The organism is Blastopirellula sp. SH421 (assembly GCF_057808535.1).
Map to the genome: position 1 here is coordinate 495,946 of NZ_CM173712.1, position 25,076 is coordinate 521,021.

The following is a 25,076-nucleotide window of genomic DNA, read 5'->3' on the forward strand; positions in this document are numbered from 1 at the left end:
CCGCAAGGGCGGCGCCCATTCTCGCCTGACTGCCCTACAATAGTCGGGTGACTAACTTGGATTAAACGGAACCAAACGTAGTGCGGCGTGTGCTAACCAGTGCGCTGGCGCCGCAGTGCGATGCAATAAAGGCGTCCCCCTTCTGGGATGATAAGAGAGCAATGCGGCAAATTGGCGCTATCGCAACCGATCAAGAAGCTTCCCGCTTTGTCGACTACCTGCTCACACAAGGAATTGAGGCCAAGTCCGATGCGCGTAACGGAGAGCACATCGTTTGGATCCATGATGAGGGAAAGGTCGATCAGGCACGCAGCGAACTGCAGGCCTATTTGTCGAATCCCAGCGACCAACGCTACGCCGACGCTTCGAAAGCGGCAAATTCGATTCGCAAGGTAGAGCATCTCAAGAACAAGCAGCGCAATAAAAACGTGCATGACATGCGCGGCAAGCTGGGTGGCCCCGGCATGATGGCCCGCATGGCTCCGGTCACGATGACCATTATGTGGATCTGCATCGCTGTGACGGCGGTCAGCATGTTCGCGCCTAACTTTGTGGCCGGACTATCGAGGAACTGGTTGGTCGATTGGTTGACGTTCGCTCCTGCTTCGATGATCAATCAAGCTAGGTTTACGCGCGATCCATTTGTGGCGATTGAAGCAGGGCAAATCTGGCGTCTGATCACGCCGATCTTTCCACACGGCGGCCTAATGCACATCGTGTTTAACATGTGGATGTGGTATTCGATCGGCGGAATCTTGGAGCGTCGCCTGGGATCGGGACGCTTTTTTTTGATGGTGTTGGGATTGACCCTCTTCACCAACAGCGCGGCGGCGGCGGCTTCGATGTTCATTTACGGCAACGGCAACGAACTGTATGCAATCGGCATCTCCGGCGTGTTATTTGGGCTGTTTGGGTTCGTTTGGGCGAAGTCAACGTTTGAGCCGCAGTTTGGCATCTATCTACCGAGTCAGTCCGTATTGATGATGATGCTCTGGTTCGGGCTGTGTTGGATGGGCATTGTCGGCAATATCGCCAACTGGGGGCATACCTGCGGGCTGATCGCCGGAGTGATCGCCGGCTTTATTCCGAGTCGCTCTTGATCGGCGTTGAACGCGAGAGCGCGTAGTCAACAAACTCGCGTAGCCCTGCCTGAATCGGCGCCGCATCGAGCGGATGCTCGCGGTTGGCGGATTGGATCAATCCGCAGTCGAGATCGATTGCAAGGGTGCATGACTCTCCGGCATGCCGAAACTCTAGTGCAATTGGCCAAGTTGGCTTGCAGTCTGAGTCGGCCGTTGGGAATCGATAGCTGGCATCTTCGACCATCGCTTTTTGCAGATCGTCCAGATCGGCGACCTGCGAAATGTCGCGGCGTTCCTCTTGCCCATCGATCTGCCGGACCAAATAGACTTGCTTGGCGCTGCGGATAAGCACGACATCGGTGGGGCCAAAATAGTCGATTGCGGCCTTGGTTCGGTTCCAATGGTAGATCAGGTTCAGTCCGGCGATGGTTGCAGCGAGCAAAAGAATCGCAGCGACCAGCCATGTTCCGCGAGATTTCATGCAACGATATTGGCGGCTTGGAGGTAATTTTTCGTTTGACCCTCGCATAGTATACTTGGGTTTTCCGCAATCAGTGACCGTTTGCCGCTCGACCATTCTCCGGGAGGGGAAATGATGCCTGACAAGTTTGATCCGTATCGTGAAGCGTTGGTTGTGGAGGAGCGTACGATTTGGCCGACAGAAAGTAAATGTCCGCAAGCCGAACGAGGGCGAATTGAGCGGTTGCTGCATGCCGATGCCGCAAGTTGCAGTCAATTAGAATATGTCAGGATTTATACCGGTTTTTGCCGCACGATCAGCGTGACTGCGGAAGATCTAGAGCGAGTCGGCGCCCACGCCTAATCTGCTTAGATCAAAGCTTGAATCCCCTCTTATTTGTGAAGTGAGTAGCGTTGACGGCTGAACATGAAATCGTTCGGGTTGAATTGAGCGAACGAAGCTACGATATTGAAATAGGTGCAGGGATCCTCGATTCGGCGCCCAACTTTTTTGCCGCCCGCACCAAGATCTCACACGCGATCTTGATCACCGACGACCAAGTGCGACCACTCTACGCAGAACCTATTATCGCCGCTTGTGCGACGGCTGGAATGCGGACGACGCTGTTATCTGTACCGGCAGGCGAGACCAGCAAGTCCATCGCGATGGCCGATCGGTTGTGGAATGAATGTTTGGCTCAAGGCGCCGATCGCAAGTCGGTGGTTATCGCAGTCGGCGGCGGCGTAATCGGCGATTTGGCCGGTTTTATTGCCGCGACGTTTGCCCGGGGACTCTCGTTCTTTCAAGTCCCGACAACGCTGTTAGCGCAAGTTGATAGTAGCGTCGGCGGAAAAGTCGGGATCAATCTCCCTGCGGCCAAAAACATGGTCGGCGCATTCTGGCAGCCGCAAGGGGTTCTGATCGATGTCGACGTTTTGTCGACACTCCCCGAGCGAGAATTCCGCGCCGGTATGGCCGAGGTGGTGAAGTATGGGGTGATTATGGACCCTGACTTCTTCGCCTACTTGGAAGCCAACGTGGCTTCGATCCAACAGCGCGACCGTGCTGTCATGACGCGGGTGATTGCTCGCTGTTGTCAGCTGAAAGCAGACGTCGTCCAGGCCGATGAACGCGAAACGACCGGACTGCGGGCAATCTTGAACTATGGCCATACATTTTGCCATGCGTTTGAAGCGACTTGCGGTTATGGCCAGCTATTGCATGGCGAAGCGGTTTCGATCGGCATGTTGTGCGCTTCACGCTTGGCCGAGTCGCTGGGCCGAATTAAGTCCGAAGTTACCGAGCGTCAATTGGGTCTCCTCTCCGCTTTAGGATTGCCCACGGTTCCACCGTCGGTAGATCTTGACCAGGTAATCGCGGCGATGCAACGCGATAAGAAAGTGGAGCACGGCAAGCTGCAATTCGTGCTCCCCCTAATGCTGGGTAAAGTCGAGCTGGTAGGTGGTGTTTCCGTTAAGTTGGCGAAACAGGCAATCAATGATGGGCAATAAGACATAAGCGACCTGCGCCTCCCCGCATATTGGATGTGGGAATGCGCCAAATGCAATTTTGTGACTATCGAGATTATTTGCTAACTCTATAGTGAGGACGCAGACAAGTGCGTGTTTGAGACCCGTTGCAGGACCCGAATCAAATCAGCTTTTGTCTATCTTACTTCTAGAGTTTGTTCGCCGAGTCGGCGAACCAAATTTAATCGATAGGGGCAGATATGAGACAACAAAAAGTCGTCTATGTGTTGGACGATGATACGGTAGCACGGACGTCGCTGGCATCGGTCGTTGAATCGCTTGACTACCCGGCAATCGAATTTGCGTCAGCGGAGAGCTTCCTTGAGCAGTTTGATCCTAGTCGCCGCGGCTGTGTCGTCTCGGACGTGCGAATGGGTGGAATCTCTGGCGTCGATCTTGTGCATCGCCTGCAAGAGCAGGATTTAAATCTGCCGGTGGTTGTGGTTACCGGATTTGCCGATATTCGTTTGGCAGTGAGTTCCATGCAGGCCGGTGCAGTCACCTTTTTGGAAAAGGTGGGACGTCCCGGCGAGATTGCTGAAGCAATCAGTATGGCAATGGAGCGTGAGGAAGCGCGCCATCACGAGCTTGCGGAAAGAGACGACTATCGCTCTCGCATTAATTCGCTCTCGACCGACGAACGGGACGTTTTGTGGCGGGTGTTGGACGGGAAGCCGAACAAGGTGATCAAGAAGGAGCTTGATATCGGTTTGCGAACAGCCGAGCTACGCCGAGCGAACGTGATGCGCAAGATGGGGGCTCGGAGTCTAGCCGAACTGGTCCGCATGACCCTGGTCGCTGGAATACCGACAACGCAGCAGCCTGTCGCTACTGCGGAGCCTCATTCACGAGCTTCGTAGCGATTAAAGAGGTCGTGCCGTTTTTTTGGGCAGGCAATATGCACGGAGTGAGCTAGATTTTTAGATAATGCCCCAAAAGGTTCGTCTACCCTGCTCGCCCCGATACGCCGCATCTCATGACCTCTCCCTCCACTGCCGAAACTGGATACATCCAGCAGTTTGTGGAACGCGCTAGATCGCTCTATTCGTTGCCCGCGGTGGCGATGGAAGTATTGAACCTAACAGACCGTCCTACCATCGACGCTGCACAGGTTAAAGAGTGTATCGAACGCGATCCGGCGTTAACGATCAAGATCTTGCGCGCGGTCAACAGTCCGCTATTCGGACTTTCGCGTCAGGTCTCGGATCTACATCAAGCGCTGGCGTTGCTGGGTATGAAACCGCTGAAGCTGTTAGTGCTTGGTTTCAGTCTGCCGCGAGAATTGCAGGATGGGATCGAGTCGGAATCCTTGTGCCGATACTGGACCATTGCGCTGACCAAAGCGGTAGCCGCCCGCGAAATCGCGGTGCTTCTCGGATATCGCAACGCGGATGAAGCATTTATCGCCGGTTTGCTTGCCGATATCGGAATGCTGGTTCTGATGCAGGATCTGGGAGCGCCTTATGCACACTTCGTCCGCAAAGCGGATGAAGAGTCCGTTTCGCTGTTAGCGATGGAAGTCAGCACGCTGGGCTTTGACCATATCGTCCTAAGCACTCGGCTGTTGACACATTGGAAATTGCCGGCCGGGATCATCGATGCCGTAGCGGCGATCAAACCGTTGCCATTTTCGGCGCCGCTAGAACTGGACTCGCTTTCCGAAACCGCAAGTTCGTTGGTCCTAGGTGATCGATTGGCCGAGATTCTAGCCGGAAACCGTCTCGCCGCTTTGCCTGCTTGGGTGATGGCAGTCAAGAAGTTTGGGCAAGCGGATTTGGTAGATTTTGAACAACTTGCTGCGCGCGTCGAGGAGAAGGTCAAGCAATTGGCCAACGTCATGCGCGTCCGCATTGACGACAAAGCTGCGTATGCAGAGATCATGCTCAATGCGTATTCGCGTTTGTCTGACGTAAGTAGTGAAGCGTCGCTTGAGGTAGCTCGTCATGACCCGGCAGAGCTAGAACTGTATGCAGCGTGGAGCGAAGCGAAAGAGCTGACCTCAGCGGTGAAAAAATTTCACGATCACCCTGCGGATACGGCTCTGCTCGCACGACGTAGCATGCCGACACAGTCACCCGTTGTGGCGACGATCTCAACGGCGAAAGCGTCCGCACAGGGGATCGTTCTGGACACCGCTTCGGTGGCGCGGCTGGATGTCGACGTGCAGCGCTGTCGGCAATTGCGTCAGCCAATTGCAGTCTTGCAGCTTTCTATTGATCGGCATAACGAACTGCGATTACAGGCCGGACCGGACGAACTGGTGCACATTTGGCAACTGCTGAGCAGAGCCGTGGCTGCGATCATCGGAGATGCCGGTAGTTGTTTCAACTCGGCCGACGCGGTCTTGATGGTCGTCTTGCCAGAGCACGATCGGATGCAAGCAGTGGAAACGGCTCGCCGCCTGGTGGCTGGGATTCGCTGTTGGTCACAAGCGCGGGCCGAAATGGGGAGCGCATCGCCGCTGACAATCAGCGTGGGCGCCGCGGCAATTGCGTTGCCGCCCAAAAATTTCACCTCCGGCGAATTAGCCGACGCCGCAACGCGGTGTATGGAAGTCGCGCGGCGGAGCGGCGGCGATAGCGTCAAAAGCATCGAAATCTTGTAAATGTTCTCCGGGGTTTGACGCGCATCGCTTTTCCCGTTATGCAATCCACTTGCGTTTTCGCGCCAAGCGTCTATCGTGGACAAATTCGTTTCGTTGCGTTGCTCCCCGATAGGGCTATGGATCAATTCGTCGTACTTACCGTCTATTGCGGGTTGATTGTCGCCGCCTCGATGCTGGGCGGGACGCTACCCACGGTAATGCGACTTACGCATACGCGCATGCAATTGATGATGAGCGGCGTAGGCGGCTTGATGCTAGGGGTTGGCGTCCTCCATTTATTGCCGCATGGGGTCGCTGAAAGCGGATCGATTGATGTCGCCGTCGGAGGGATGTTGTTCGGCATTCTGGCGATGTTTTTTCTGATGCGAGTTTTTCACTCGCATCATCATGCGCCGGTCGATAATGAGTATCCGGAAGTCGCCGCGATCGAGCACGCACATGAGCATTCTCATGACCCACATGAGCATTGCGATCACAAGCACGATCATCAGCAAAGCGACGCCGGGCCAAAATCGGTCTGGCGCTGGCTGGGGATCTTTCTGGGGTTGTCACTACACACGCTAATTGACGGCATCGCTTTGGCGGCCGCGGTCTTTGCGGCAGCGCATGCCGAAGACCTATTGGCGAGACTCGCCCTCGGCGTCTTTTTGGGGATCGTGCTGCACAAGCCGCTCGATGCGCTGTCGATTACCTTTGTAATGCGGGCCGGGGGGTGGTCAGCGACCTCCATGAATCTGATTAACTTCGGCTATGCGCTGATGTGTCCGATCGGCGTGGTGCTGTTTTACTTCGCGATCGGCAGTCTGGATGCTGCTTGGCGTCACTACGCGATTGGCGCCTCGCTTGGATTTGCGGCTGGCGTTTTCATTTGCATCTCGCTCTCGGACATTCTGCCCGAGATCCAATTCCACACGCATGACAAGTGGAAACTATCGAGCGTACTGCTGCTAGGCGCATTGCTAGCAGTCGCAATCGGCTGGCTCGAGCCGCCGCACACGCAGCGCCATCTACCGGCATCTGCAGCAAGCGGTGATCCCGTCGACCCGCTCCCTTTGCCGGCGTTGACACCTGCTAGCAAGCGCTAGGCTTGCGAGTTTAGCGATTACGGCGGCGGCGCCGATTGTTACGGCGCGAATGGAGTTGCTCTCGCGATCGTGACGATTCTTCTGACTGTAGCGATTATTTCACTAGTCCCCTCGTGCGCGGCGATCGGGACGCTCAGGCGACCCTATGAACTCAAAGCCCTTAGCCACGATCGGGAAGATAGCGACATGCGCCGCTATGTCTATCCTGTTCTCACTGGCCACAACCGGCTGTAACCGCTACGGCTATGTCGCGAATGCCGATGCCGAAGCGCAGGCGCTGGTGGCGCAAAAGTCGAATGATCCGCGCTGGGCGATCGACAACTTCAACATCCAATTGAGTCCGCGCAGCCGCTACTTTGACAACTACAATCCCGTCGAACCACCGATGCCGCCGGATGACCCTGCTTCGCATCAATTCATGCACATGGTGGATGGCAAAAAAGGGTGGAGCCATTGGGATCGCTACGGCGTTCGGCCCATCCTAGAAAACCCGCGTTGGCTGGAGGAACTGTATCAAAGATCGGTAGTGACCGAGGATGGCGAGATCATGCTTGATCTTGACGCTTCGGTTCGACTCGCGATTTTGCAGTCGCCCGATTTTCAACAGCAGTTAGAAACGATCTATCTCTCAGCGCTCGACGTCAGTACCGAGCGCTTCCGCTTTGATGTGCAGTTCTTCGGCAACACGGCGGTGCAGTTTCAGCATCTAGGGCAAGAACGCGCCGGGGGAGAAAGCAGCCAACTGCGGCTCGATAACGGGCTAGCGATGGAGCGCCAGTTTGCGACTGCTGGACAATTTCTGGTGGGGCTCGCGAACTCGACAGTTTGGGAGTTCGCCGGTCCGAACCAAGGAGCGACGACATCGATCTTGAACTTTGGTTTGGTTCAGCCGCTGTTGCGCGCCGGCGGACGAGTGATCGCACTCGAACAAGTAACCATCGCTGAACGAACCTTGCTGGCGAACTTGCGCGCTTACGCCCAGTACCGACAAGGCTTTTATACGCAGGTCGCGATCGGCGATCTAGGAGTCGCTGGTCCACAGCGCCGCGGTGGTTTCTTTGGCGGCACCGGTTTGACAGGGTTCACCGGTCAAGGTAGCGGCGGTTTCGGCGGCGTCGGCGACGCGACAGGTTTTGGGCGCGGATTCAACGTGAACGGCGCCGGCGGCGCAGGTTCGAGCGGCTCGGGTTTTGCTGGCGGCGGCGCCGGCACGGTCGGCGGTTTCTTTGGTTTGCTGCAACAGTTGCAGCAAATTCGAAACACCGAAGACAGCCTTGCGGCCCAAGAGCGAACGCTCAGTCTGTTGGAGTCAAATCTCGACGCCGGACTAATTGACATCGCCCAGGTCGATCAGTTTCGGCAGAACATCGAAACCGAAAGGGCCAACCTGCTGCAGGCCCGCAATAACCTAGAGACGGCGCTCGATACGTTCAAACGTTCGACGCTGGGGTTGCCTCCGAATCTGCCGCTCGCGCTGGATGATCGGTTGATAGAAAAGTTTAAGTTGACCGATCCCGAGACGACGCAAACGCAAGTTGCGATTGAAAACTACATTTTGCAATTTGGCGATTTACCGCACATCCCGACACTTGAAGATCTGCAAATGTCGATGCAGGATGTGGATGCTTTGCAGCATCAGGTCGACTTACGCGTGAGCGAGATTCCTCTGGATCTGCAAAAGCTGGCGGAGGTTACTCCGACGCGCACCTTAGAAATGACAGAGTCGGAGCGCGGCCTGTTTGAACGCGATAAGGTTCAACTGAGCGCTGAGGTGAACGACGTCGAGAGTCGCAACCAATCGAATCGGGAGAGTGTCGAAAAACTCGCCACTCAAATCGATCAAGCCGAGCCCAGTCTGATTGCCGATCAAGTGGTCGCGCGGCTGGTTGAAATGAAGAATTTGGTCAGTGAGTTGGGATTGATTGAAGCTCGTGCGCGGATCGAGCAGATCAACGTAGAGCGAATTTATCTAACGCCTGAGCAAGCGCTGGAGATCGCCCGTGCGAATCGCTTGGATTGGATGAACAATCGCGCGTCGCTAGTCGATACTTGGCGTTTGATCGAGTTCAACGCCAATGCGCTACGGTCTAATTTGACGATCGGTTTGAGCGGCGATCTGCAAACTTTGGGAGAGAATCCGGTCCAGTTCCGCAGTCAAACCGGTTCGCTGCGCGCGACGGCTCAGTTTGATCCGCCGCTGACGCGATTGGTCGAACGCAATAGCTTTCGTCAGCAATTGATTGAGTACCAGCAGGATCGTCGCGATCTGATTCAGTTTGATGACTCGGTGTTCGCCGACTTGCGAGCTTCGTTGCGCACGCTGGAGCAATTGCGTTTGAATCTGGAGATTCAGCGGCGCGCCGTTGTCATTGCGATTCGCCGTGTCGACCAAACGCGTGAAGCGCTAAGCAAGCCGGTAGCGCCATCCGAACCGGGGCAACTGGCTGTCTCGCTGGGGCCGACTTCGGCTCAAAATTTGTTGTTTGCGTTGTCGGACTTGCGAAACACCCAAAACAACTTGATGAGCGTTTGGCTCAACTACGAAGCGAACCGGATGCGACTCTATCGTCAGTTGGGGATCATGCAGATCGACAGCGACGGGATCTGGGTCGATACGCCTTTGGATTTGCGGCCGGTCGATCCAGCAGAAAATTCGGAAGAAATCGAGCTTCCCCCGGCGGTGCCGGTCGAGTGGTTCCAAGAAGGGTATTTTGACCTGCCTGAAGGAATAGAAGAAGCGAACGCATCGACCGAATTAACGCAGTCTGAGTCAGCATCGCCGCCGCTGTGGCGCGTGGACCGCTGGATTTCGCGATTGTTGCCGCAGGGCAAAGAAAACGAGTTGGCCAAGACCGAGCGCTCGACCTATTCCAGCCAAGTCGCTAGGGTCGACCACCAGGAAAGTATTCCCGACAAATCGCTAGTGGCGCCGCTGCCCGAGTCTTATGAAATGGAGACCAGTCGCGAGCGGCGGTACACCAATGGAGAAATCCAGCAGATGCTGCAGCAAATGCGGGCCCGAAAAGAGGGGGCAGACCCCCCAGATTCGATAATCCGACCTGAAACGGATGAAATTCGCACGGAACCTGCGATAATAGAAGGGGTTAAGTCTAGGTGATGACTTTCCCGCCTTCCAAGGACCCGCGTTATGTCCTCTCCTGCCGATAACAGTTCGCCAGAACCGCGCCCCCGCCTGCGCTTAGAAACATCCCAGCGCAGTTGGTTCTGGCCGATTTTGTTCGTATTGATCCTGGCAGGCATTGCTTTTGGCGCCTATTATCTGCCCAGTTCCGGCGTGCTAGGCTCGTCCAACGAAACCAGCGGCGCACTCACCTACGAAGTGCTGCGCGAACGGTTGCTGATCAGCGTGACCGATGACGGCAATGTCGAGAGCGCTAGCAATATCGACGTGAAGTGCGAGATCGCAGGGGGCGGCACCATCTTGTGGATCGTTGAAGATGGCAAGCGAGTCACCGCGGGGGAAGAGATTATTCGAATTGATACTTCGGCGATCGAAGATCAGTTGAACGCGCAGAAGATCGTTTACGAAAAAGCGCTGGCGACCAAGATCGAAAACCAAGAGGCCTTTGCGGCAGCGAAGCTGGCGGTGCAAGAATATGCGGAAGGAACCTACCTGCAAACGTTGCAGCAGATGGAAGCGACGATCAAAATCGCGCAGCAAAATCTAACCACTGCGCAGGACATGCTTGGCTATAGCAAGCGGATGTCGCGTAAAGGGTATGTGACAGCGCTGCAGCGCGAAGCGGACGCCTATGCTGTGGAACGGGCCAAGCTGGACTTGGAAGTGGCCGAGACAAGCAAACGGGTGCTGTCTGATTTCACGAGACAGAAAACGATTCGAGAATTGGAAGCGGCGCGTGATTCGGCCGAGGCCCGCATGCGATCTGAAGAAGCGGCGTTTCAGTTGGAAAAGGCGCGACTTGATCGACTGGAGAAACAACTGGTCAATTGCGTCATCAAAGCGCCCCAAAACGGCATGGTGGTCTACGCCAACGAAACCGATCGTCGCGGCGGCGGAACCGAAACCGGAATCGCCGAAGGAACCGTGGTGCGTGAAGGGCAAACGATCGTAAGAATTCCGGACTTGGCCAAGATGCAAGTCAAAGTGACAATCCACGAATCGAAAATCGATCGGATCCGGACCGGTATGCCGGCGCGGATTGTGATTCAGGATAAAACTTTCCGGGGGCGTGTGACCAGTATCGCCAATCAGCCAGAACCGACCGGCTGGTTTTCGGCCAATGTCAAAGAATACGGCACGATTGTTTCGATCGACGGGTCGCAAGAGAGTCTCCGTCCTGGTTTGACTGCGTTTGTCGAGATCCAAGTCGCTGATATTCGCGACGCGCTGACCGTGCCGGTTTCGGCGGTTGTTGAGCAGCGTGGCCAATATTTCTGCTGGGTGCAGTCGCTGGTTGGCGCCGATCGTCGGCTGCTGAAGCTGGGCCAGACCAATGACAAGTCGATTGAAGTGCTGGATGGGGTGAAAGAAGGAGATCTGGTGCTGCGGAATCCCCGGGCTGTCATCGCAGACGCGCGAGTCGTCTTGGATGGCGCGCCAGAAGAAGAGGAAGTCGAAGCGAGCGGCGAAGAGTCGGCGGCTGGACAAGCGAGTCCATCCGACAAACGGCCCAGCGGCGGCCCAACCGCAGGCGGACCTGGTGGACCTGCTGCTCCCACCAGTCCCGCTGGTGGAGGCGCTCGACCAGATCCGTTTCAGAATGATGCTGACAAAGATGGCAAGCTCAGTCGTGACGAAGCGCCGGCGCCGATGAAGAATTTCTTTGACCGCATCGACAAAGATGGAGATGGTTTCATCACGCGCGACGAGATGGCCGCTTCACGAGCTGAACGAGAAAAATCGCAAGGAGCAGCAGCAACAGGACCACCGTCAGCCGGTCCCGCTGGAGGCCCTCCTCGTTCATGATTCAGCGACTTCTCTCGACAATCCGGCTCGGCTTTAAGAGCCTGATGCTGCACAAACTGCGCTCTGGTCTGGCGATGCTCGGGATCATGATCGGCGTGACGGCCGTGATCTGGCTGGTCGCAATGGGTGAAGGGGTCAGCTACCAGGCGCAACAGCAAATCAAAGATCTGGGCGCGACCAATGTGATCGTACGAAGCACGAAGCCTTCGTCCGGTTCGGCGACCGGCAGTAGTTTTATCATTGAATATGGTCTGACTCGGGACGACTATCAACGGATCCTGGATGGCGTCCCTTCGATACTTCGCGCAGTGCCGATGCGCGAGATTAAAGGAGACGCTCGGGCAGGATCGCGCGAGAGCGAAATCCAACTGCTGGGTGTCACGGCCGACTATCGTGAGATGAACCATCTACTGGTCCAGCGCGGACGATTTATCTCGGATCGTGATGTCGACCGGGCCGAAAATGTTTGCGTCTTGGCGGCTGGGGCGGCGACCAATTTGTTCGCCCATGAAAATCCAGTCGATCGCATGATCGAAATTCAGTTCAACGGCAAGTCGGACGTTTACAAAGTAATCGGGCAGACGGCCGATCGAACACCTTCGGCGGCGATCGGCGGCAGTCTCGCCGGGCGCGATTTCAATACTGACGTTTACATTCCGCTCTCCACCTTACGGCTGCGGATTGGCGACCAGGTGATCACCTCGCGCTCTGGCAGTCGTGAAGGAGAGATCGTGCAACTGTCGCAGATTACAGTCACGGTTGGCGAAGTTGAAGAAGTTGAAGAAGCGGCGGCGATCATTGAGATCTTGCTAGAGAAATACCATCCCTTGGGCGATTACGCGGTGGTGGTCCCCAGCGAACTATTGCGGCAAGCCGAGATGCTGCGAATGATGTTTAACGTCTTGTTGATTTTGATCGCTGGCATCTCGCTGTTGGTGGGCGGAATCGGCATCATGAACATCATGTTGGCGACGGTTACGGAGCGAACGCGCGAGATCGGCATTCGGCGTGCGCTCGGCGCTACGCAAGAAGATGTGATTATCCAGTTTTTGGCCGAGACCATCGTGTTGTCGGCAGCCGGCGGTTTGATCGGCGTGATCTTTGGATTTGGCTGTATTCCGGCCACCTATTTGGCCCAGCACGGCATGCAGCGTTGGTTGCCAGAGGTCTGGAGTACGTTGCCTGCGACAATCCGTGATCTAGAGCCGCGGATCGCGATGTGGTCGATCGTCGCTTCGTTTTTGATTTCGGTGGGAGTTGGCGTGTTGTTTGGACTTTATCCGGCTCAACGCGCCGCGAAGATGGACCCGATCGAAGCGCTGCGTCACGAATAGCGATTTTTACTTGGAGCATCGCAAGCCATGCGGATGGCGGCTGAATTTGAGAATCTTGAAAAGCACTACCATCTGGGCGATGTGGTGGTGAAGGCGCTGCGCGGCGTGACGGCAGCTTTTCCCGAAGGAGACTTCGTCGCGCTGATGGGGTCATCCGGAAGCGGCAAGAGCACGCTGTTAAATCTACTAGGAGCGCTCGATCGTCCGACGCATGGACGCTATATCTTAGGGGGCTATGATGTCTCGACGTTGACCGATCGACAGCTGTCGCAGGTCCGCAATCAACTGATTGGGTTCATTTTTCAATCGTACAATCTCATTGCCCAGTACACCGTCTTAGAGAATATTCAGGTTCCCTTACAGTATCGGCCTGGCAGGCCGCCAATCTCGGCGCGTGACACCAACCGTTGTTTGGATCTGGCCGAACAGGTTGGACTTTCGGACCGCTTGGATCATCGTCCCTATCAGCTCTCCGGCGGTCAACAGCAACGTGTGGCGATCGCCAGGGCGTTGCTCAACGATCCCGAGATTATCTTGGCCGACGAACCAACCGGCAACTTGGATTCTAAAACCGGCGCCGAGATCATGCAGATCTTAGGCAAGCTTAATCGCGAAGGTCGCACCATCATTATGGTGACCCATGAGCCTGACATCGCCGAACAAGCGAAGCGGCAGATCTATATGCGCGATGGTTTGATCGCCGGCGAAGGGATCTTCCCAGGCTAAGAAGTAGGACAGGCTATAAAATAGAGAGTTCAAAAATGCCGAAACCGCTCCGAATTGATTGGCAATCGAGAAAACCAAGCAATCCGGAGCGGATCGGCAAAGCGCACTGGCAATCCACTCTTTGTCATCTGTCAACACACGCAGCTGGTAGTCATCCTTCAGCTCTGAATTCTTACGAGGAACAAATCGGAATGGTTCGCTCGCTCGGCAATATTCTGCACAAATCTTTCGGCCATCATTCTTCGGCGGTTATTTGGCAGTCCAAGACAGCGATGCTGGCCTCACTTTGGGGAGCGATTTTGCTGGTCGCTTCCGCTCGTGCAGGCGAAGCTTTCCTGCTGGAAAATACGAGCAACTCGCCGATTTCTGGCATCATCGCCTCGGCGGAAGTCGAGCGTCTGACCGACGATGCGCAGATTTACTGCGCTGGCCCGGCGGGGAACTTTCAGGCTCAGTTCGTACCCAATGTTGATTCTCCGCGCCGGGGACGATACTACTTTCAGCTTCCGGCGGTGATGTCGTCAGGCGAAAAGTGGAATGTCCAAACGGTCCAACAAAACGAATCGCCCCCTGCCGCTGTGCAAGTGGTGAAAGAAGGAGAGACGCTCGTCGTGCGGGTCGAGGGGAAAGAATTGTTGCGATATCACCTTGGCCTGCTGCCGTCGCCTGATCCGCAGCAGCCTGAGTTTGGTCGGAGCGGATTTATGCATCCGGTGCGAACTTCGATGGGAACGATTGTGACCGATGATTTTCCGCCGGATCACATGCACCAACATGGCGTGATGTTTGCTTGGACCGATACAACTTTCGATGGGCGGCGTGTCGATTTTTGGAATAGCCATAAGCAAGAGGGGCTCGTCGAACATCGTCAACTATTGCGGCAGTTCTCGGGGCCGGTCGTGGGCGGCTTCGACGTACAGCTTGCGCATGTTGACCTGACCAGCGGCAAACGGATTGATGCGCTACTTGAGACTTGGTCGGTGCGCGTGTACGCGGCGACCGATCCCTTTCGTTTCGAGATCGAGTCGGTGCAGCAAACCGCTGGCTCGCTTCCGCTGGTGATACGCAAGTATCATTACGGCGGGATGGCGGTGCGCGGCAGTCGCGAGTGGTATCAGGCCGAGGGGGCGGGGTTTTTGACAAGCGAAGGGAAGAACCGTAGAGCAGGGAATCATTCGCGCCCGCTCTGGGTTGACATGTTTGGTCAAGCCGAAAAATTAGAAAGCGCCGGCATCATGGTGATGGGGAGCCTGGATAATTTTAGATCTCCCCAAACGGTTCGTCTCCATCCTGACAAACCTTATTTTTGCTTTAGTCCTCAAGTGGAAGCAACGTTTACGATTGAGCCTGGGTCGGCGTATCGTTCGCGCTATCTGTTCATTCCGCATGACGGTCCGCTGGATCGAGCTAGGACCGAAAGCATCTGGAACAGCTTCGCCCAGCCTCTGACGTTGCGACCAGCGTCATCTTCACAAGATTAAGGATTCTGAGATGAGCGCTGACCCGAACATCGTGCAGTTGCAGATTGGCTTGCCGCAAACGTATGGCGTAGCCAACGCCATCGAGGTGATGGACCGCGAGTGGATCACCGGTTTCTGGAAGCAACCGACCAGCGAGGTGATCCAGCTCGATTGGGAAGGGCTGGAAGGTGATGGAGTCGCCGATCGCGTGAACCACGGTGGCCGGGACAAAGCGATGCTGATTTACGCCGAGTCCCATTATCCGCTTTGGCGCGAGGAGCTCGCGGATCAAGTGGATCGCAACGCATTTGGCGCCGGCGCATTTGGGGAGAATCTAACCGTGACTGAACAGACGGAAGAAAACGTTTGCTTGGGTGACATTTATCGAGTCGGTACAGCGCTGCTGCAAGTTTCGCAGCCGCGTCAGCCCTGTTGGAAATTAGCCCGACGCTGGCGTTGGAAAGAACTGACGGCGCTGGCGGTTCGTACCGGACGTATGGGGTGGTATGTACGCGTGCTAGAGCGAGGAGCGTTGCAGGTTGGCGCTAGGCTGCATTTGATCGATCGTCCGGCTGCGGATTGGACGATCGATCGCTTAAATCAACTTTTCTATCACAATCGACAAAACATCGATGACGCAGCGATCCTAGCCGAGTCACCCCTTTTGGCCGAAGCTTGGCGCGGCGAGTTTCGCAAACGCGTGGAAAAGGCCGCGAACTAACAGAGGGTCGCGCTAATAGAGCCGTGTGCCGTTGGGCGCTACGCCATCGGGGATAATCAAGACGACATTTTCATTCGCGTCGTTCACGCCGAGCGTCAAGACTTCGCTGCGATGACCTCCAATCTGACGCGCCGCCAGATTGACCACGGCCAGCACTTGCCGTCCGACCAACGAGTCAAATTCATAATTGGGGGCCAGACGAGCCAGCGATTTTTTTACCCCCAATGCTGCTCCCAAGTCGATCTGCAGCAGATGGGTCGAGTGCTTTCCCTCAGGGAAGGGTATGGCCGCGACAATTTGTCCCACGCGGATATCGACTTTTAGCAAATCGTCAAATGGTATCGTCGGTAGACTGTTCATCCGCATCTCAGTAGAAAAACTCTCCCCTTAGGCGGCCCGCTTCATGGTCTGGGGAAGATTGAATTGTCGCAACGTCCTGATCGTCTGCTGGGCGAGTCCGTTAGCGCAATACGACGGACGTTGGGTCTGCATCAGCTTTTCATTTTCGGTGCCGCTTGCTTTGGCGACATAGGTTGGATCACGCGGGTGCCATAAGTGATGGGTTCGTGTCCACCGCATGCTCGATCGAAACCGGACGCCAGCTTGATAAAGTCGTCTTTGGAGATCGCTATCTTCCAGCCCCCAGCCGACAAAGTCTTGGTCGTACCCGTTGATTTTAACGTAGTCGTCGCGCCAGAGCGCGATGTTGCCTCCTTTCATCCGGGGGCGATCCGGCAAGCCAAGGTGGCAGTAGATCGCGGCGCGCAAGGCTTTCCAGCGCAAACGACGTTCTTCTTCATCGGTCGCCCATCTGCGGGAATCTCCAAACCGAATCGCTTCGAGGTCGATCGATTCTGAAAAGGCTTGATTCATCCAAATCGAATCACCGACCATTGCGAATCCGCGCTGGCGATGATTCAAGTGCTGTGCAACGAAGTCGGGCGATGTTAGCAGATCGCCGTCAAGAAAAAGAAGATAGGGAGCCTTGGTGACTGCAACTCCTTCATTACGACATTTTGCGAGCTGAAATCCGTCGTGCGGATGCGAAGTGTAGGAGACCCGGAAATCAACTTGGCTCGCAAATTGCGCAACCATCTGCTCCGTCTCGTCCTGTGATCCGTCGTCGGTGACAACTACTTCAAAGACGTTGGACCCGCAGCGCTGCATCGCGAGGGATTCCAGCGATCGGCGAAGATGCTGCGGACGCTGATACGTGGAGACGATAACTGCAATTTCGGGAATTGTCATGAGCAAGGTCGTGTGAAAGTTCAAAGCCCCAGCGCAAAGTTGAACCGGTAATTAATAGGCGAACGATGCTCTTCAAGTCAAGATGAAATCAATCCAACGCAAGCTACTGCGATTGCGGGTTTTGGGTGATGTGTGCAAGCCGCAGACCCACCAATTTAGCCATAGTGACAGCGATATAAAGTTGCCCCGTCACCGCTTCGGTCCAAGTCAGCGTGCGCGCCATATTGGACATCGGTAGGATATCTCCCATGCCGAGAGTCGTGAGCGTCACAAAGCTGTAGTAAATCAAAGCCGACATGCGATGAGCTTCTGAACCATCGCCGGGGCTCGAGAATTCTATAGCTCTGGGATCAAACGCAACGACGCTCATATAGGCGATCGCCCAAATCAGGCCGAGCAGTAAGTAAACGCTGACGCCTCCTAAGATTTGATCGGTGGTGACGCGCTGGGCGCGAAAAACGTCTCGTCCAATAGCCCAAACGGTATAACTTAAAAACGCGATCATCAACGCGTTTCGCAGCAAGTGCCAGTGTATCGCCGACTGCGTGTCGTACAGGTCATCGAGAACACGGATGACCCAAATCAGCACCAGGATCGGCCCCGCGCTAAGCGCGACCAGCAGGAATCTGCGATTACGAATGAGCAGATCATAGGTCACCGCAACAATCACAATCGAGAGCAGTAGATCGGTGATCCAATTCTCGGTTGTCGATGTGGTGCGGAGCGTTTCGCCTGCGACTAATAATATCAACGCGATCAAGGTGACGGCATGCCGATGCCGTATCAACCAGTGTCGCAAGGTTTCGGGAGGAGCTTGGTGGAGAGCGTCGCCCATGAGTCGCGCGCCATTTCAATAAGTTAGCGGCGAATCGTGATTTTCGATCCAACCGATAGAATGCCAAACATATCTTCTGCATCACGAGGACTTAGTTGAATCGAACCGCCCGATCCGACAGGTTCGCCATGCAGCATGACTCCGCCATCCAAGTAAACGACATGTTCACCCAGGCTACCGCCGCCGGTCTGCCCATACGAGTTTTGTTGAGCGCCATAGCGGTCGGTTGGATCTTCTTTGCGGACTACTTGGTGTTCACCTGGTAGGACGGTTGTTGAATCGAGGATTGTCACCGGGAACTTGCCCGCGAAGCAGCCATCGATCGTTAGGATCAGTTCACGGCTCGATAAGCTGATGGATGCGGCAAATGGCCCCTGCATCACTTTCAAACGATCCTGCGAGGTGAGCAGATCGGGGTTTGAAATGCCGTTGATCCGTTGCAACAGAATCGCCGGGACTTGATGCTTGGCCGCAATTTGGCTGAGCGTTTCGCCTGGCTGCACGGCATACGGTTCGGCGAGTAGGTGTTCAGTCGAATAGACGACGCTGCCAGCCAATTGGCTGAGCAGCAGATTCAGTTTTTCGCTCTGTTCGGTGGTCAACTCAGCGCGTCCCCGCCACGGAGTAAGGGTACGCAGCGATTCGGCCCATTGGTTTTGCTCTAACTGCATTTGGGCCATGTTCCAGTCGGTTTCAAAATTGGGACGCATGTTGGCCGATGCCGGACGCGCATCCATCCCGCCGTATTCAGCGCTGGAGGTTCGGCCTGTATCGTAGGCCGATTCGTCCGAGACCACCGCGTCATACGGCGAGTTGTTGTAGGACGAGGTTCCATAAGACGACGAGGCTGCCGGCTGTTGCGGAGCAATCGAGTCGCCGAGATTGGATTCACTTACCGGCTGGGCTTCGATCAGCGGCAGCTGTCGCTGATGGGCGGCAGCATGCTCATGACCTGATGCCAGCGATGTTGACGAGGCCTGAAAACGATTGGCGTTCGAGCTACTGGGGGTTCCCAGCGGCGGCGCCATGTCATGTGAAGTTAAGTTGTTTGTCGATGGCGCTGGCCCTGCCGAGAACGAGGGAGCGATAGCGCTGGCTCCACCCGGCGAAGGAGAAGCGGAGAAACTGGGAGCAATGTCGCCGCCCGCGATTCCTTCGATCTCCAACTTGGGAGCGGTCTCTTCCGGTTGATTAAGATGATGGTAGACGCCGTAAGCGACTGCCATCAACACGATCACCATGCACGCGGTTTTGATGGTTTCCACGTTTTCGTCCTCCTTGACGAAATCGCACTCTATTTTCGGGAAAAAACTGAACGGGGCTCAGCCTCGGCGCCGATCAAAGATAATGAGGTAATATCGTGAGCCGTTGGGACGAAAATGATTTTGATGACGACGACGAATCCTTCGTCGACGATGAAGTCTGGACCGACGACGATTTGCCGAGCGAAGATCCAGACGACTATCTTGATCACTGTCCTCAGTGCGGCGGCGAAATCTATGACGAAGCCGACGTTTGCCCACACTGCGGCGAGTACCTGATCCACCACTATTCGCCTTGGAGCAAGCAGAGCGCCTGGTGGGTGGCTCTGGGGCTGCTGGGCATCATTGCGGTGATTGTATCACTAATCTTTGGTCGCTAGCCGACGACGAAAAAACGTCGCGATTTAGCTAAGGTCGGCCATGTTAGTCGAACCGGCCCAAACCGGCCAGAGCGATTCTTGAGCGATGCTAGCGAAACGGACTGGGCGCCGTTTACAAGCGTGCCACGGCTCTGTGAGCCGTGCGAAGTGCAATGTTGGAATGCGATGAAGACACGCTCACAGAGCTGTGGCACGCAACCTTCGGAAAGCGACGCTTGGCTAGTGCCCCGAGACCATGCCGTTCCAAAGTTCCACCCGCGCGTCGAGCGCCATTTCGGCCGCATGTTGGGCGGCGTTCCATTTGGCGTCGTCCTCCCCGCAAATCTGGGCCAACAGCCGTCGCGACAACGGGCCATGTTGATCGGCGTCTAGTTCGATATGGCGGTGCAGATAGTAGAGAAAGCGATTGGCCTGACCGTGGCTATCGCCGTTGATTCGCTCGACCAGTTTTTGGAACACGCTGGGGAGCAAGTCCTCGCGGCCGAAAGTGAAGCCCGCCGCGATGACCGCTGGATTTCGCGAGTCAATTAACGCGAACGTTTGCAGAAGAAACTGATCGACCGATGGCGGCAGCCCTGCATGCAATCCGGCTGACACAACATCGATGCCGTCCGAGATCATATGGATAAACATTTCGATCGGCTCGACGTTGGCGCCAACTTCACGCATCGAGTCCAAGTAAAGCTCAAAATGGCTGCAATAGCCGCCGTGGCCATCGTCGTCAGACTCTTCGCCCAGCACGATCTCGTTGATCAGGCGACTACTAGCGCCATCCTTACGCGGTGTCCAGGGGACGTGGACGCAGGTCGCTTCACGCTGCAACGCTTTTAACAGCGACATGAAGTCCCACACCGCAAAGACATGCCGTTCCATAAACTTGCGGAGCGCGTTGACATCAGTCAACTGCTCATAAATCGGGTGCTCCAACAACGCGTCACGCCGCGATTGCAACGCTTGTTCGATCTTGGCGATTCGTGCTTCCATCAAGTCCGTCATCGTTCGCAGCCTAAAAAGAAGGAAAACGGCCGCTCAGGGACGGTCGCCCGGCGTCCAGCTCTCAGTACAGCGGGACGCCGGTAAAGGGCCCGAGATCGAGCCGCTGATCAAGTGCTTCGCTTACTTCTTAACGCGTTCGACATATTCGCCGGTGCGCGTGTCAATTCGGATCACATCGCCCAGATTGACGAACGAGGGGACCAGGATTTCGGCGCCTGTTTCGACCGTGGCCGGCTTGGAAACGTTGGTCGCCGTATCGCCGCGAACGCCCGGTTCGCAATAGGTCACTTCCAGCTCAACATGGATCGGCGGATTGATCGTGATCGGAAAATCATTGTACAAAGTGGCCATGCACTGCATGCCGTCTTTCAGGTACTTCCAAGCGTCGTCGATTTGATCTTTGGTCATTTCGTACTGCTCGAACGTCGAGTTTTCCATGAAGACGTACTTGTCATTCTGAGCGTACAAAAACTGGCAGTCGGTTTCGGCGACGTCGGCCGATTCCAGCGTTTCACCACCGCGATAGGTGCGGTCAAGCGAAGTACCGCGAATCAAGTTTCGCAGGCGGCACTTGTAAAGAGCGTTTCCTTTTCCTGGTTTGACGAAATTGCATTCCGTAATCAGGTAAGGTTCGCCGTCAATTTGGACTTTCAAGCCTTTGCGGAAGTCGCTGGTACCGTACTGCACTTTTGGTTCTCGCTGTAAACTAGGAACGCTCCGGGGGCGATGAACCCGGGGGGCGGCCAACATGTGGGAACGATCGTCTCGCCTTTAAACCAGCCGCTGCCGGGCCGGGGATCGTCTCTTCTTGGGCAACCGGCTATCTTCGGCCAAGGTAGTAGGATCCCTTGCCCCAACTTAGATCGCAGGCTGATAGAATACGAAAATGCGTATTGTAACTCCCTCTGACGATCCTGTCCGCAGCGCTTCGGCCGACGATTTTTCGTATCCGGTCCGTTGGCAAAATGCGATGAAGTCGGCGCTGCGCGATCCGGTCGAACTTTGTCGCTTGTTGCAGCTTCCCGCAGACTTCGCCGAAGCCGCGATCGCCGCCGCGCGAGACTTCCCGCTGTTCGTTCCGCGCGAGTTCGCCGCCAAGATGAAGCTGGGTGATCCACGCGATCCGCTGCTGCTTCAAGTTCTGCCGGTATTGCGGGAACTTGATTCTGTGCAAGGGTTTACAGAAAATCCAGTCGGAGACGATCAGGCGACTTTGACCCCCGGCTTGCTACAGAAATATGCCGGCCGAGCCCTCTTGGTGACGACCGGCGCGTGCGCTGTCCATTGTCGCTACTGTTTTCGACGGCACTTCCCCTATGCCGAGGTCCCCAGCGGTGTTGCTGCTTGGAAAGAGGCGATTGAGGCTCTGGCCAGCGATCCTACGATTCACGAAGTTTTGCTATCCGGGGGGGATCCGCTCACGCTGGCCGACGCAACTTTGGCGCAATTGGCCCAGCAGTTGGCCGCAATTCCCCACCTGCGAAGGGTGCGGGTTCATACGCGACTGCCGATCATGATTCCCCAGCGGATCAACGATCAGCTTCTCTCCTGGCTGGTCGCGACGCGTCTGACGCCGATTGTTGTCATCCATGCGAATCACCCGCGAGAACTGGATCTTCCGGTCCTGGCGGCGATTGATCGCCTGAATCAGGCCGGCGTCATGGTGCTGAATCAAGCGGTGCTGCTGGCCGGCGTGAACGACGACGTCGACGTGCTGGCCGAACTTTCAGAGCGTCTAGTCGATCACCGAGTCACGCCGTACTATCTGCATCAGCTGGATCGCGTCAAAGGCGCCGCCCACTTTGAGGTTCCGCGCGAGCGGGGCTTAGAGCTGATCCGCCAACTTCGCAGCCGATTACCTGGCTACGCCGTGCCGCGCTATGTAGAAGAGATTGCCGGCGAACCGAACAAGACGATCATTGCATAATTACTCTTTCCCTAGACATTAGGATTTTGGCGTTCGTCAATTTTCTTCGGCTACAAAGAAGAGGTGGCTTTAATAGTCGCCTTCGCCGAGCTCGTAAGCGCTCTAGCCAGCGGGCAAGCCGACAGGTTGACCGCTTCGCCGCGACGATATTTGGTCAGCAGGCGCCGCGATTCTTCGGCCAGCATGCGGCGGACTTCGCGACGTTTTCCTTTGACTCGTTCGATCTTCATGTGATCGTAGGCGGTCGTTTGATGTCGCAGCCAAGCGATCACGGCCGATTCGGCCCGTTGCTCGATCGGGATGCGCTTGGTGCGGGCCACCGTGCCGCTACCAACCGGCGTCGCATGCTCGGTCACTGCGTCGGCCAATCGATCGGCGATGGCGCGGTGTCCGCTGTCGAAGCGTAAGAATTGCAGCACTGCGCCGCGAAAGTCTTCAACGTAGACGCCTTGTTCTTTTTCACGCCGTGCGGCGCTCGATGCCTGACGTTTGGCGTAGGCGTCGGTAGAGCGTTCCTGGTCGAGCTTCGTCTTTTGCGCTGAGATCGTTGCGGTGGGCGCTAGCACGCCGCGCGAGAACATCCGGCGTCCTTTTTTCTCTTGTACCGTCCAGGTGGGACCTGCCGCTTTGACCCGGCGCGTTAGGCCTGCATCACCCGGCGGCAGCAGCGACCAATTGGCTGGCGGCGTCAGAACTTGTCCATCTGCCGTACGGACGGTGTTGGCGGCAGGACCAGGCGAAACGATACGAGTTTGCTGAGGCACAAGCAATCCGGCACTACAGGAAGAAACAAAAGTGGGCCCTCGATGATACGCGCTTTCGCCGCGGCGCAAAGACCGGTCGATCATTCTCGTCCAACGGGAATGCGTCGCAGGAAATCAATTCAACGAGTCTTGATCGATCCGTACATCGACTTGCTGGCCTGTTAGCTGCGTCGGCAGTTTTTCGCTTTGCCCGTCGAACAGGCAATTGGCGACCCTGATTTTCTCGCCGCCATCGATCCACAACGCGTACTTTTTGGCGTCTAGGATCGTACAGCCCTGGACGTTAATTCGCGAGCAGTTTTTCAGCGTCAGTGCGGCTACTGGATCGGCGTCGCCGTTGATCTGCAGCCCTTGGATGGTGCAATCACGGCAGTCGATCAGACGCACCGAGTTGTTAGTATCGGCCGGTCCGTAATCACGGATGCGATCCAGCACATTGGCTCCGATCACGAGATTCGAGCAGTTCTCGGCTTGGATGCTCGCTTCTTTGGCGCGAAACAGCGTGTTGCCAACAATCGTTACGCTGCGAGCATGCTGCATGTCGATGTTGTAGGCGACATCGCACATGACATTGTCGGCGATCGTGACGTGGCCTACTTTGTAGGGCATCTCGGCTTGCCCCAGCAGTCGCACGTTAGCGCACTGGGGAACCGACGAATGCTGAATCGTGCAGCCGACAATCGACGCTTCGCGCATGGATCCGGCGGTGACGTCAAACAGTACGTTGGCCGCTTCGGGATGTTCGACGGACATGTTCGCTTCGATGTCGCACGTGCCGATATGTAGATTACGAATCTCGCTGTTGCGTACGACAACGCCACCTGCGGCGTTGTAGCTGATGTGACTGTTGGCGATGTTGATCTGATGCAAATTGAGATCGAGCAGATAGAGCCCCACGCCGCTGTTCTCGTAAAAGTGACATTCGCCAACCAGCACGTTTCGATTGCGGCCGGTCAAGACAACACCGTGCAAGCATTTGCGAATCGAGAGTCGCGTTAACGTCGGCTGCATGGCGCCGTTGATTTCGATGCCGACCGCTGCGGGATGCGCACCGACGATCTCGAGCCCGTCGATCAGCGGAGTCCGCTGTTTTTCCCAAACGTTCGGCTTGACCGTCTGAGGAGCGGCTGTGCCGGAGTGCGTACCGATCAATCGCAGCGCCGGGCCAGACCCTTCCATCTTGATGGTCGCCGTCCCGTCGCCGCTGATTGCGACTGGGCCAATCGTGTCAAGTTTGATCGTGATCGTCTTGGTCAAGCGATAGACGCCGGCAGGGAAGTGAATCGACTGAGCGCCCGAGTCGACCATCTTTTGGATCGCGGCCGTGTCATCGGCGACGCCGTCCCCTTTGGCGCCGAAGTCGCGTACGGTTGGCTCCGCAAAAACAGACGCAGCGAAACAACAGAGCAGAGCAGCTGAAGCCGCGGATCGGCGAATACAGTAAGGCATGCGAATGAATCCTGGAAATCGAAGTTGTCGCGTATCGCAAATGGAAAGCGTGGGGCGCTATCTCTGTTCGTCGCCCGCCAACGCGTTCTTGAGAGTCCAAAATAAATAGAACACGGATGCCACGGCAAGAACACGGATTTACACGGTCAGAAAAATGAGTTGGCGTCCACCTGTAAAGCATCATGGACTCCACTTGCGAACACGGGAGTGGTACGCCTTCAGATCTCCTTTCTTACCGTGTAAATCCGTGATTTATCCGTGAAAT

General features: G+C 56.0%; 23 protein-coding genes. 14 read left to right on the forward strand and 9 right to left on the reverse strand.

The window, feature by feature from the left end; translation table 11 throughout:
• Positions 1–161 precede the first annotated feature (161 nt).
• Positions 162–1,100: a rhomboid family intramembrane serine protease gene (locus tag SH421x_RS02010; RefSeq protein WP_488853639.1), complete on the forward strand. Its 939-nt coding sequence runs from the start codon at positions 162–164 to the stop codon at positions 1,098–1,100.
• Here the strand turns inward: SH421x_RS02010 and SH421x_RS02015 are convergent.
• Positions 1,081–1,563, reverse strand: a complete 483-nt coding sequence (locus SH421x_RS02015; RefSeq protein WP_488853641.1) for a hypothetical protein — start codon at positions 1,561–1,563, stop codon at positions 1,081–1,083. The two genes, SH421x_RS02010 and SH421x_RS02015, sit on opposite strands and share 20 nt — an antisense overlap.
• Positions 1,564–1,674: 111 nt before the next feature.
• On the opposite strand from SH421x_RS02015, the gene SH421x_RS02020 reads away from it, so the two are divergent.
• From SH421x_RS02020 to SH421x_RS02070, 11 genes are all read left to right on the forward strand, one after another.
• On the forward strand, positions 1,675–1,905 hold the full coding sequence (locus SH421x_RS02020) for a hypothetical protein (RefSeq protein ID WP_488853642.1): 231 nt from the start codon (positions 1,675–1,677) through the stop codon (positions 1,903–1,905).
• Between the two features lie 50 nt (positions 1,906–1,955).
• Positions 1,956–3,053, forward strand: coding sequence for a 3-dehydroquinate synthase (gene aroB / locus SH421x_RS02025; RefSeq protein WP_488853643.1), 1,098 nt, complete (start codon positions 1,956–1,958; stop codon positions 3,051–3,053).
• 218 nt (positions 3,054–3,271) lie between these two features.
• Positions 3,272–3,931 carry a response regulator transcription factor gene (locus tag SH421x_RS02030; protein WP_488853644.1) on the forward strand — a complete coding sequence of 220 codons (660 nt, stop codon included), beginning with the start codon at positions 3,272–3,274 and terminating at the stop codon, positions 3,929–3,931.
• Between the two features lie 116 nt (positions 3,932–4,047).
• Positions 4,048–5,676 carry an HDOD domain-containing protein gene (locus SH421x_RS02035; RefSeq protein WP_488853645.1) on the forward strand — a complete coding sequence of 543 codons (1,629 nt, stop codon included), beginning with the start codon at positions 4,048–4,050 and terminating at the stop codon, positions 5,674–5,676.
• A gap of 116 nt (positions 5,677–5,792) precedes the next feature.
• Complete coding sequence (locus SH421x_RS02040; protein ID WP_488853646.1) at positions 5,793–6,761, forward strand: ZIP family metal transporter; 969 nt, start codon at positions 5,793–5,795, stop codon at positions 6,759–6,761.
• Between the two features lie 196 nt (positions 6,762–6,957).
• Positions 6,958–9,879: a TolC family protein gene (locus SH421x_RS02045; RefSeq protein WP_488853647.1), complete on the forward strand. Its 2,922-nt coding sequence runs from the start codon at positions 6,958–6,960 to the stop codon at positions 9,877–9,879.
• A gap of 30 nt (positions 9,880–9,909) precedes the next feature.
• Entirely contained in the window at positions 9,910–11,709 is a 1,800-nt protein-coding gene (locus SH421x_RS02050) for an efflux RND transporter periplasmic adaptor subunit (RefSeq protein WP_488853648.1), read from the forward strand.
• A complete protein-coding gene (locus SH421x_RS02055) occupies positions 11,706–13,043 on the forward strand; it encodes an ABC transporter permease (RefSeq protein WP_488853649.1) in 1,338 nt (445 codons plus the stop codon). The genes SH421x_RS02050 and SH421x_RS02055 overlap by 4 nt, the downstream gene beginning before the upstream one ends.
• Positions 13,044–13,076: 33 nt before the next feature.
• Positions 13,077–13,769 carry an ABC transporter ATP-binding protein gene (locus tag SH421x_RS02060; protein ID WP_488853650.1) on the forward strand — a complete coding sequence of 231 codons (693 nt, stop codon included), beginning with the start codon at positions 13,077–13,079 and terminating at the stop codon, positions 13,767–13,769.
• Positions 13,770–13,960: 191 nt separating this feature from the next.
• Entirely contained in the window at positions 13,961–15,250 is a 1,290-nt protein-coding gene (locus SH421x_RS02065) for a DUF6807 domain-containing protein (RefSeq protein ID WP_488853651.1), read from the forward strand.
• A gap of 10 nt (positions 15,251–15,260) precedes the next feature.
• The gene (locus SH421x_RS02070) at positions 15,261–15,950 is read left to right on the forward strand and encodes an MOSC domain-containing protein (RefSeq protein WP_488853652.1); all 690 of its coding nucleotides are present in this window, start codon (positions 15,261–15,263) and stop codon (positions 15,948–15,950) included.
• 12 nt (positions 15,951–15,962) lie between these two features.
• Here the strand turns inward: SH421x_RS02070 and SH421x_RS02075 are convergent, their stop codons facing one another.
• The 4 genes from SH421x_RS02075 to SH421x_RS02090 all read right to left on the reverse strand — a co-directional run bounded on the left by SH421x_RS02075 (position 15,963) and on the right by SH421x_RS02090 (position 19,298).
• On the reverse strand, positions 15,963–16,310 hold the full coding sequence (locus tag SH421x_RS02075; protein ID WP_488853653.1) for a tRNA-binding protein: 348 nt from the start codon (positions 16,308–16,310) through the stop codon (positions 15,963–15,965).
• A 27-nt stretch (positions 16,311–16,337) separates the two neighbouring features.
• On the reverse strand, positions 16,338–17,198 hold the full coding sequence (locus tag SH421x_RS02080; RefSeq protein ID WP_488853654.1) for a glycosyltransferase: 861 nt from the start codon (positions 17,196–17,198) through the stop codon (positions 16,338–16,340).
• A 103-nt stretch (positions 17,199–17,301) separates the two neighbouring features.
• Positions 17,302–18,033, reverse strand: a complete 732-nt coding sequence (locus SH421x_RS02085; protein ID WP_488853656.1) for an ion channel — start codon at positions 18,031–18,033, stop codon at positions 17,302–17,304.
• A gap of 23 nt (positions 18,034–18,056) precedes the next feature.
• Positions 18,057–19,298, reverse strand: a complete 1,242-nt coding sequence (locus SH421x_RS02090) for a LysM peptidoglycan-binding domain-containing protein (protein WP_488853657.1) — start codon at positions 19,296–19,298, stop codon at positions 18,057–18,059.
• A 95-nt stretch (positions 19,299–19,393) separates the two neighbouring features.
• Between SH421x_RS02090 and SH421x_RS02095 the strand changes: the two genes are divergently transcribed.
• Complete coding sequence (locus SH421x_RS02095) at positions 19,394–19,675, forward strand: hypothetical protein (RefSeq protein WP_488853658.1); 282 nt, start codon at positions 19,394–19,396, stop codon at positions 19,673–19,675.
• Between the two features lie 219 nt (positions 19,676–19,894).
• On the opposite strand, the gene SH421x_RS02100 is transcribed toward SH421x_RS02095, so the two are convergent.
• Both SH421x_RS02100 and efp read right to left on the reverse strand, forming a co-directional pair.
• Positions 19,895–20,671 carry a DUF3050 domain-containing protein gene (locus SH421x_RS02100; protein WP_488853659.1) on the reverse strand — a complete coding sequence of 259 codons (777 nt, stop codon included), beginning with the start codon at positions 20,669–20,671 and terminating at the stop codon, positions 19,895–19,897.
• Positions 20,672–20,791: 120 nt separating this feature from the next.
• Entirely contained in the window at positions 20,792–21,358 is a 567-nt protein-coding gene (efp, locus tag SH421x_RS02105) for an elongation factor P (RefSeq protein ID WP_488853660.1), read from the reverse strand.
• A 199-nt stretch (positions 21,359–21,557) separates the two neighbouring features.
• Here efp and epmB point away from each other — a divergent pair, with 199 nt between their 5' ends.
• Positions 21,558–22,598 (forward strand): EF-P beta-lysylation protein EpmB, encoded by a 1,041-nt coding sequence (epmB, locus tag SH421x_RS02110; protein WP_488853661.1) that lies wholly within the window; start codon positions 21,558–21,560, stop codon positions 22,596–22,598.
• Between the two features lie 50 nt (positions 22,599–22,648).
• Here the strand turns inward: epmB and SH421x_RS02115 are convergent, their stop codons facing one another.
• Both SH421x_RS02115 and SH421x_RS02120 read right to left on the reverse strand, forming a co-directional pair.
• Entirely contained in the window at positions 22,649–23,362 is a 714-nt protein-coding gene (locus SH421x_RS02115; protein WP_488853662.1) for a DUF2293 domain-containing protein, read from the reverse strand.
• Between the two features lie 114 nt (positions 23,363–23,476).
• Positions 23,477–24,811: a right-handed parallel beta-helix repeat-containing protein gene (locus SH421x_RS02120; RefSeq protein ID WP_488853663.1), complete on the reverse strand. Its 1,335-nt coding sequence runs from the start codon at positions 24,809–24,811 to the stop codon at positions 23,477–23,479.
• Between the last annotated feature and the right edge of the window lie 265 nt (positions 24,812–25,076).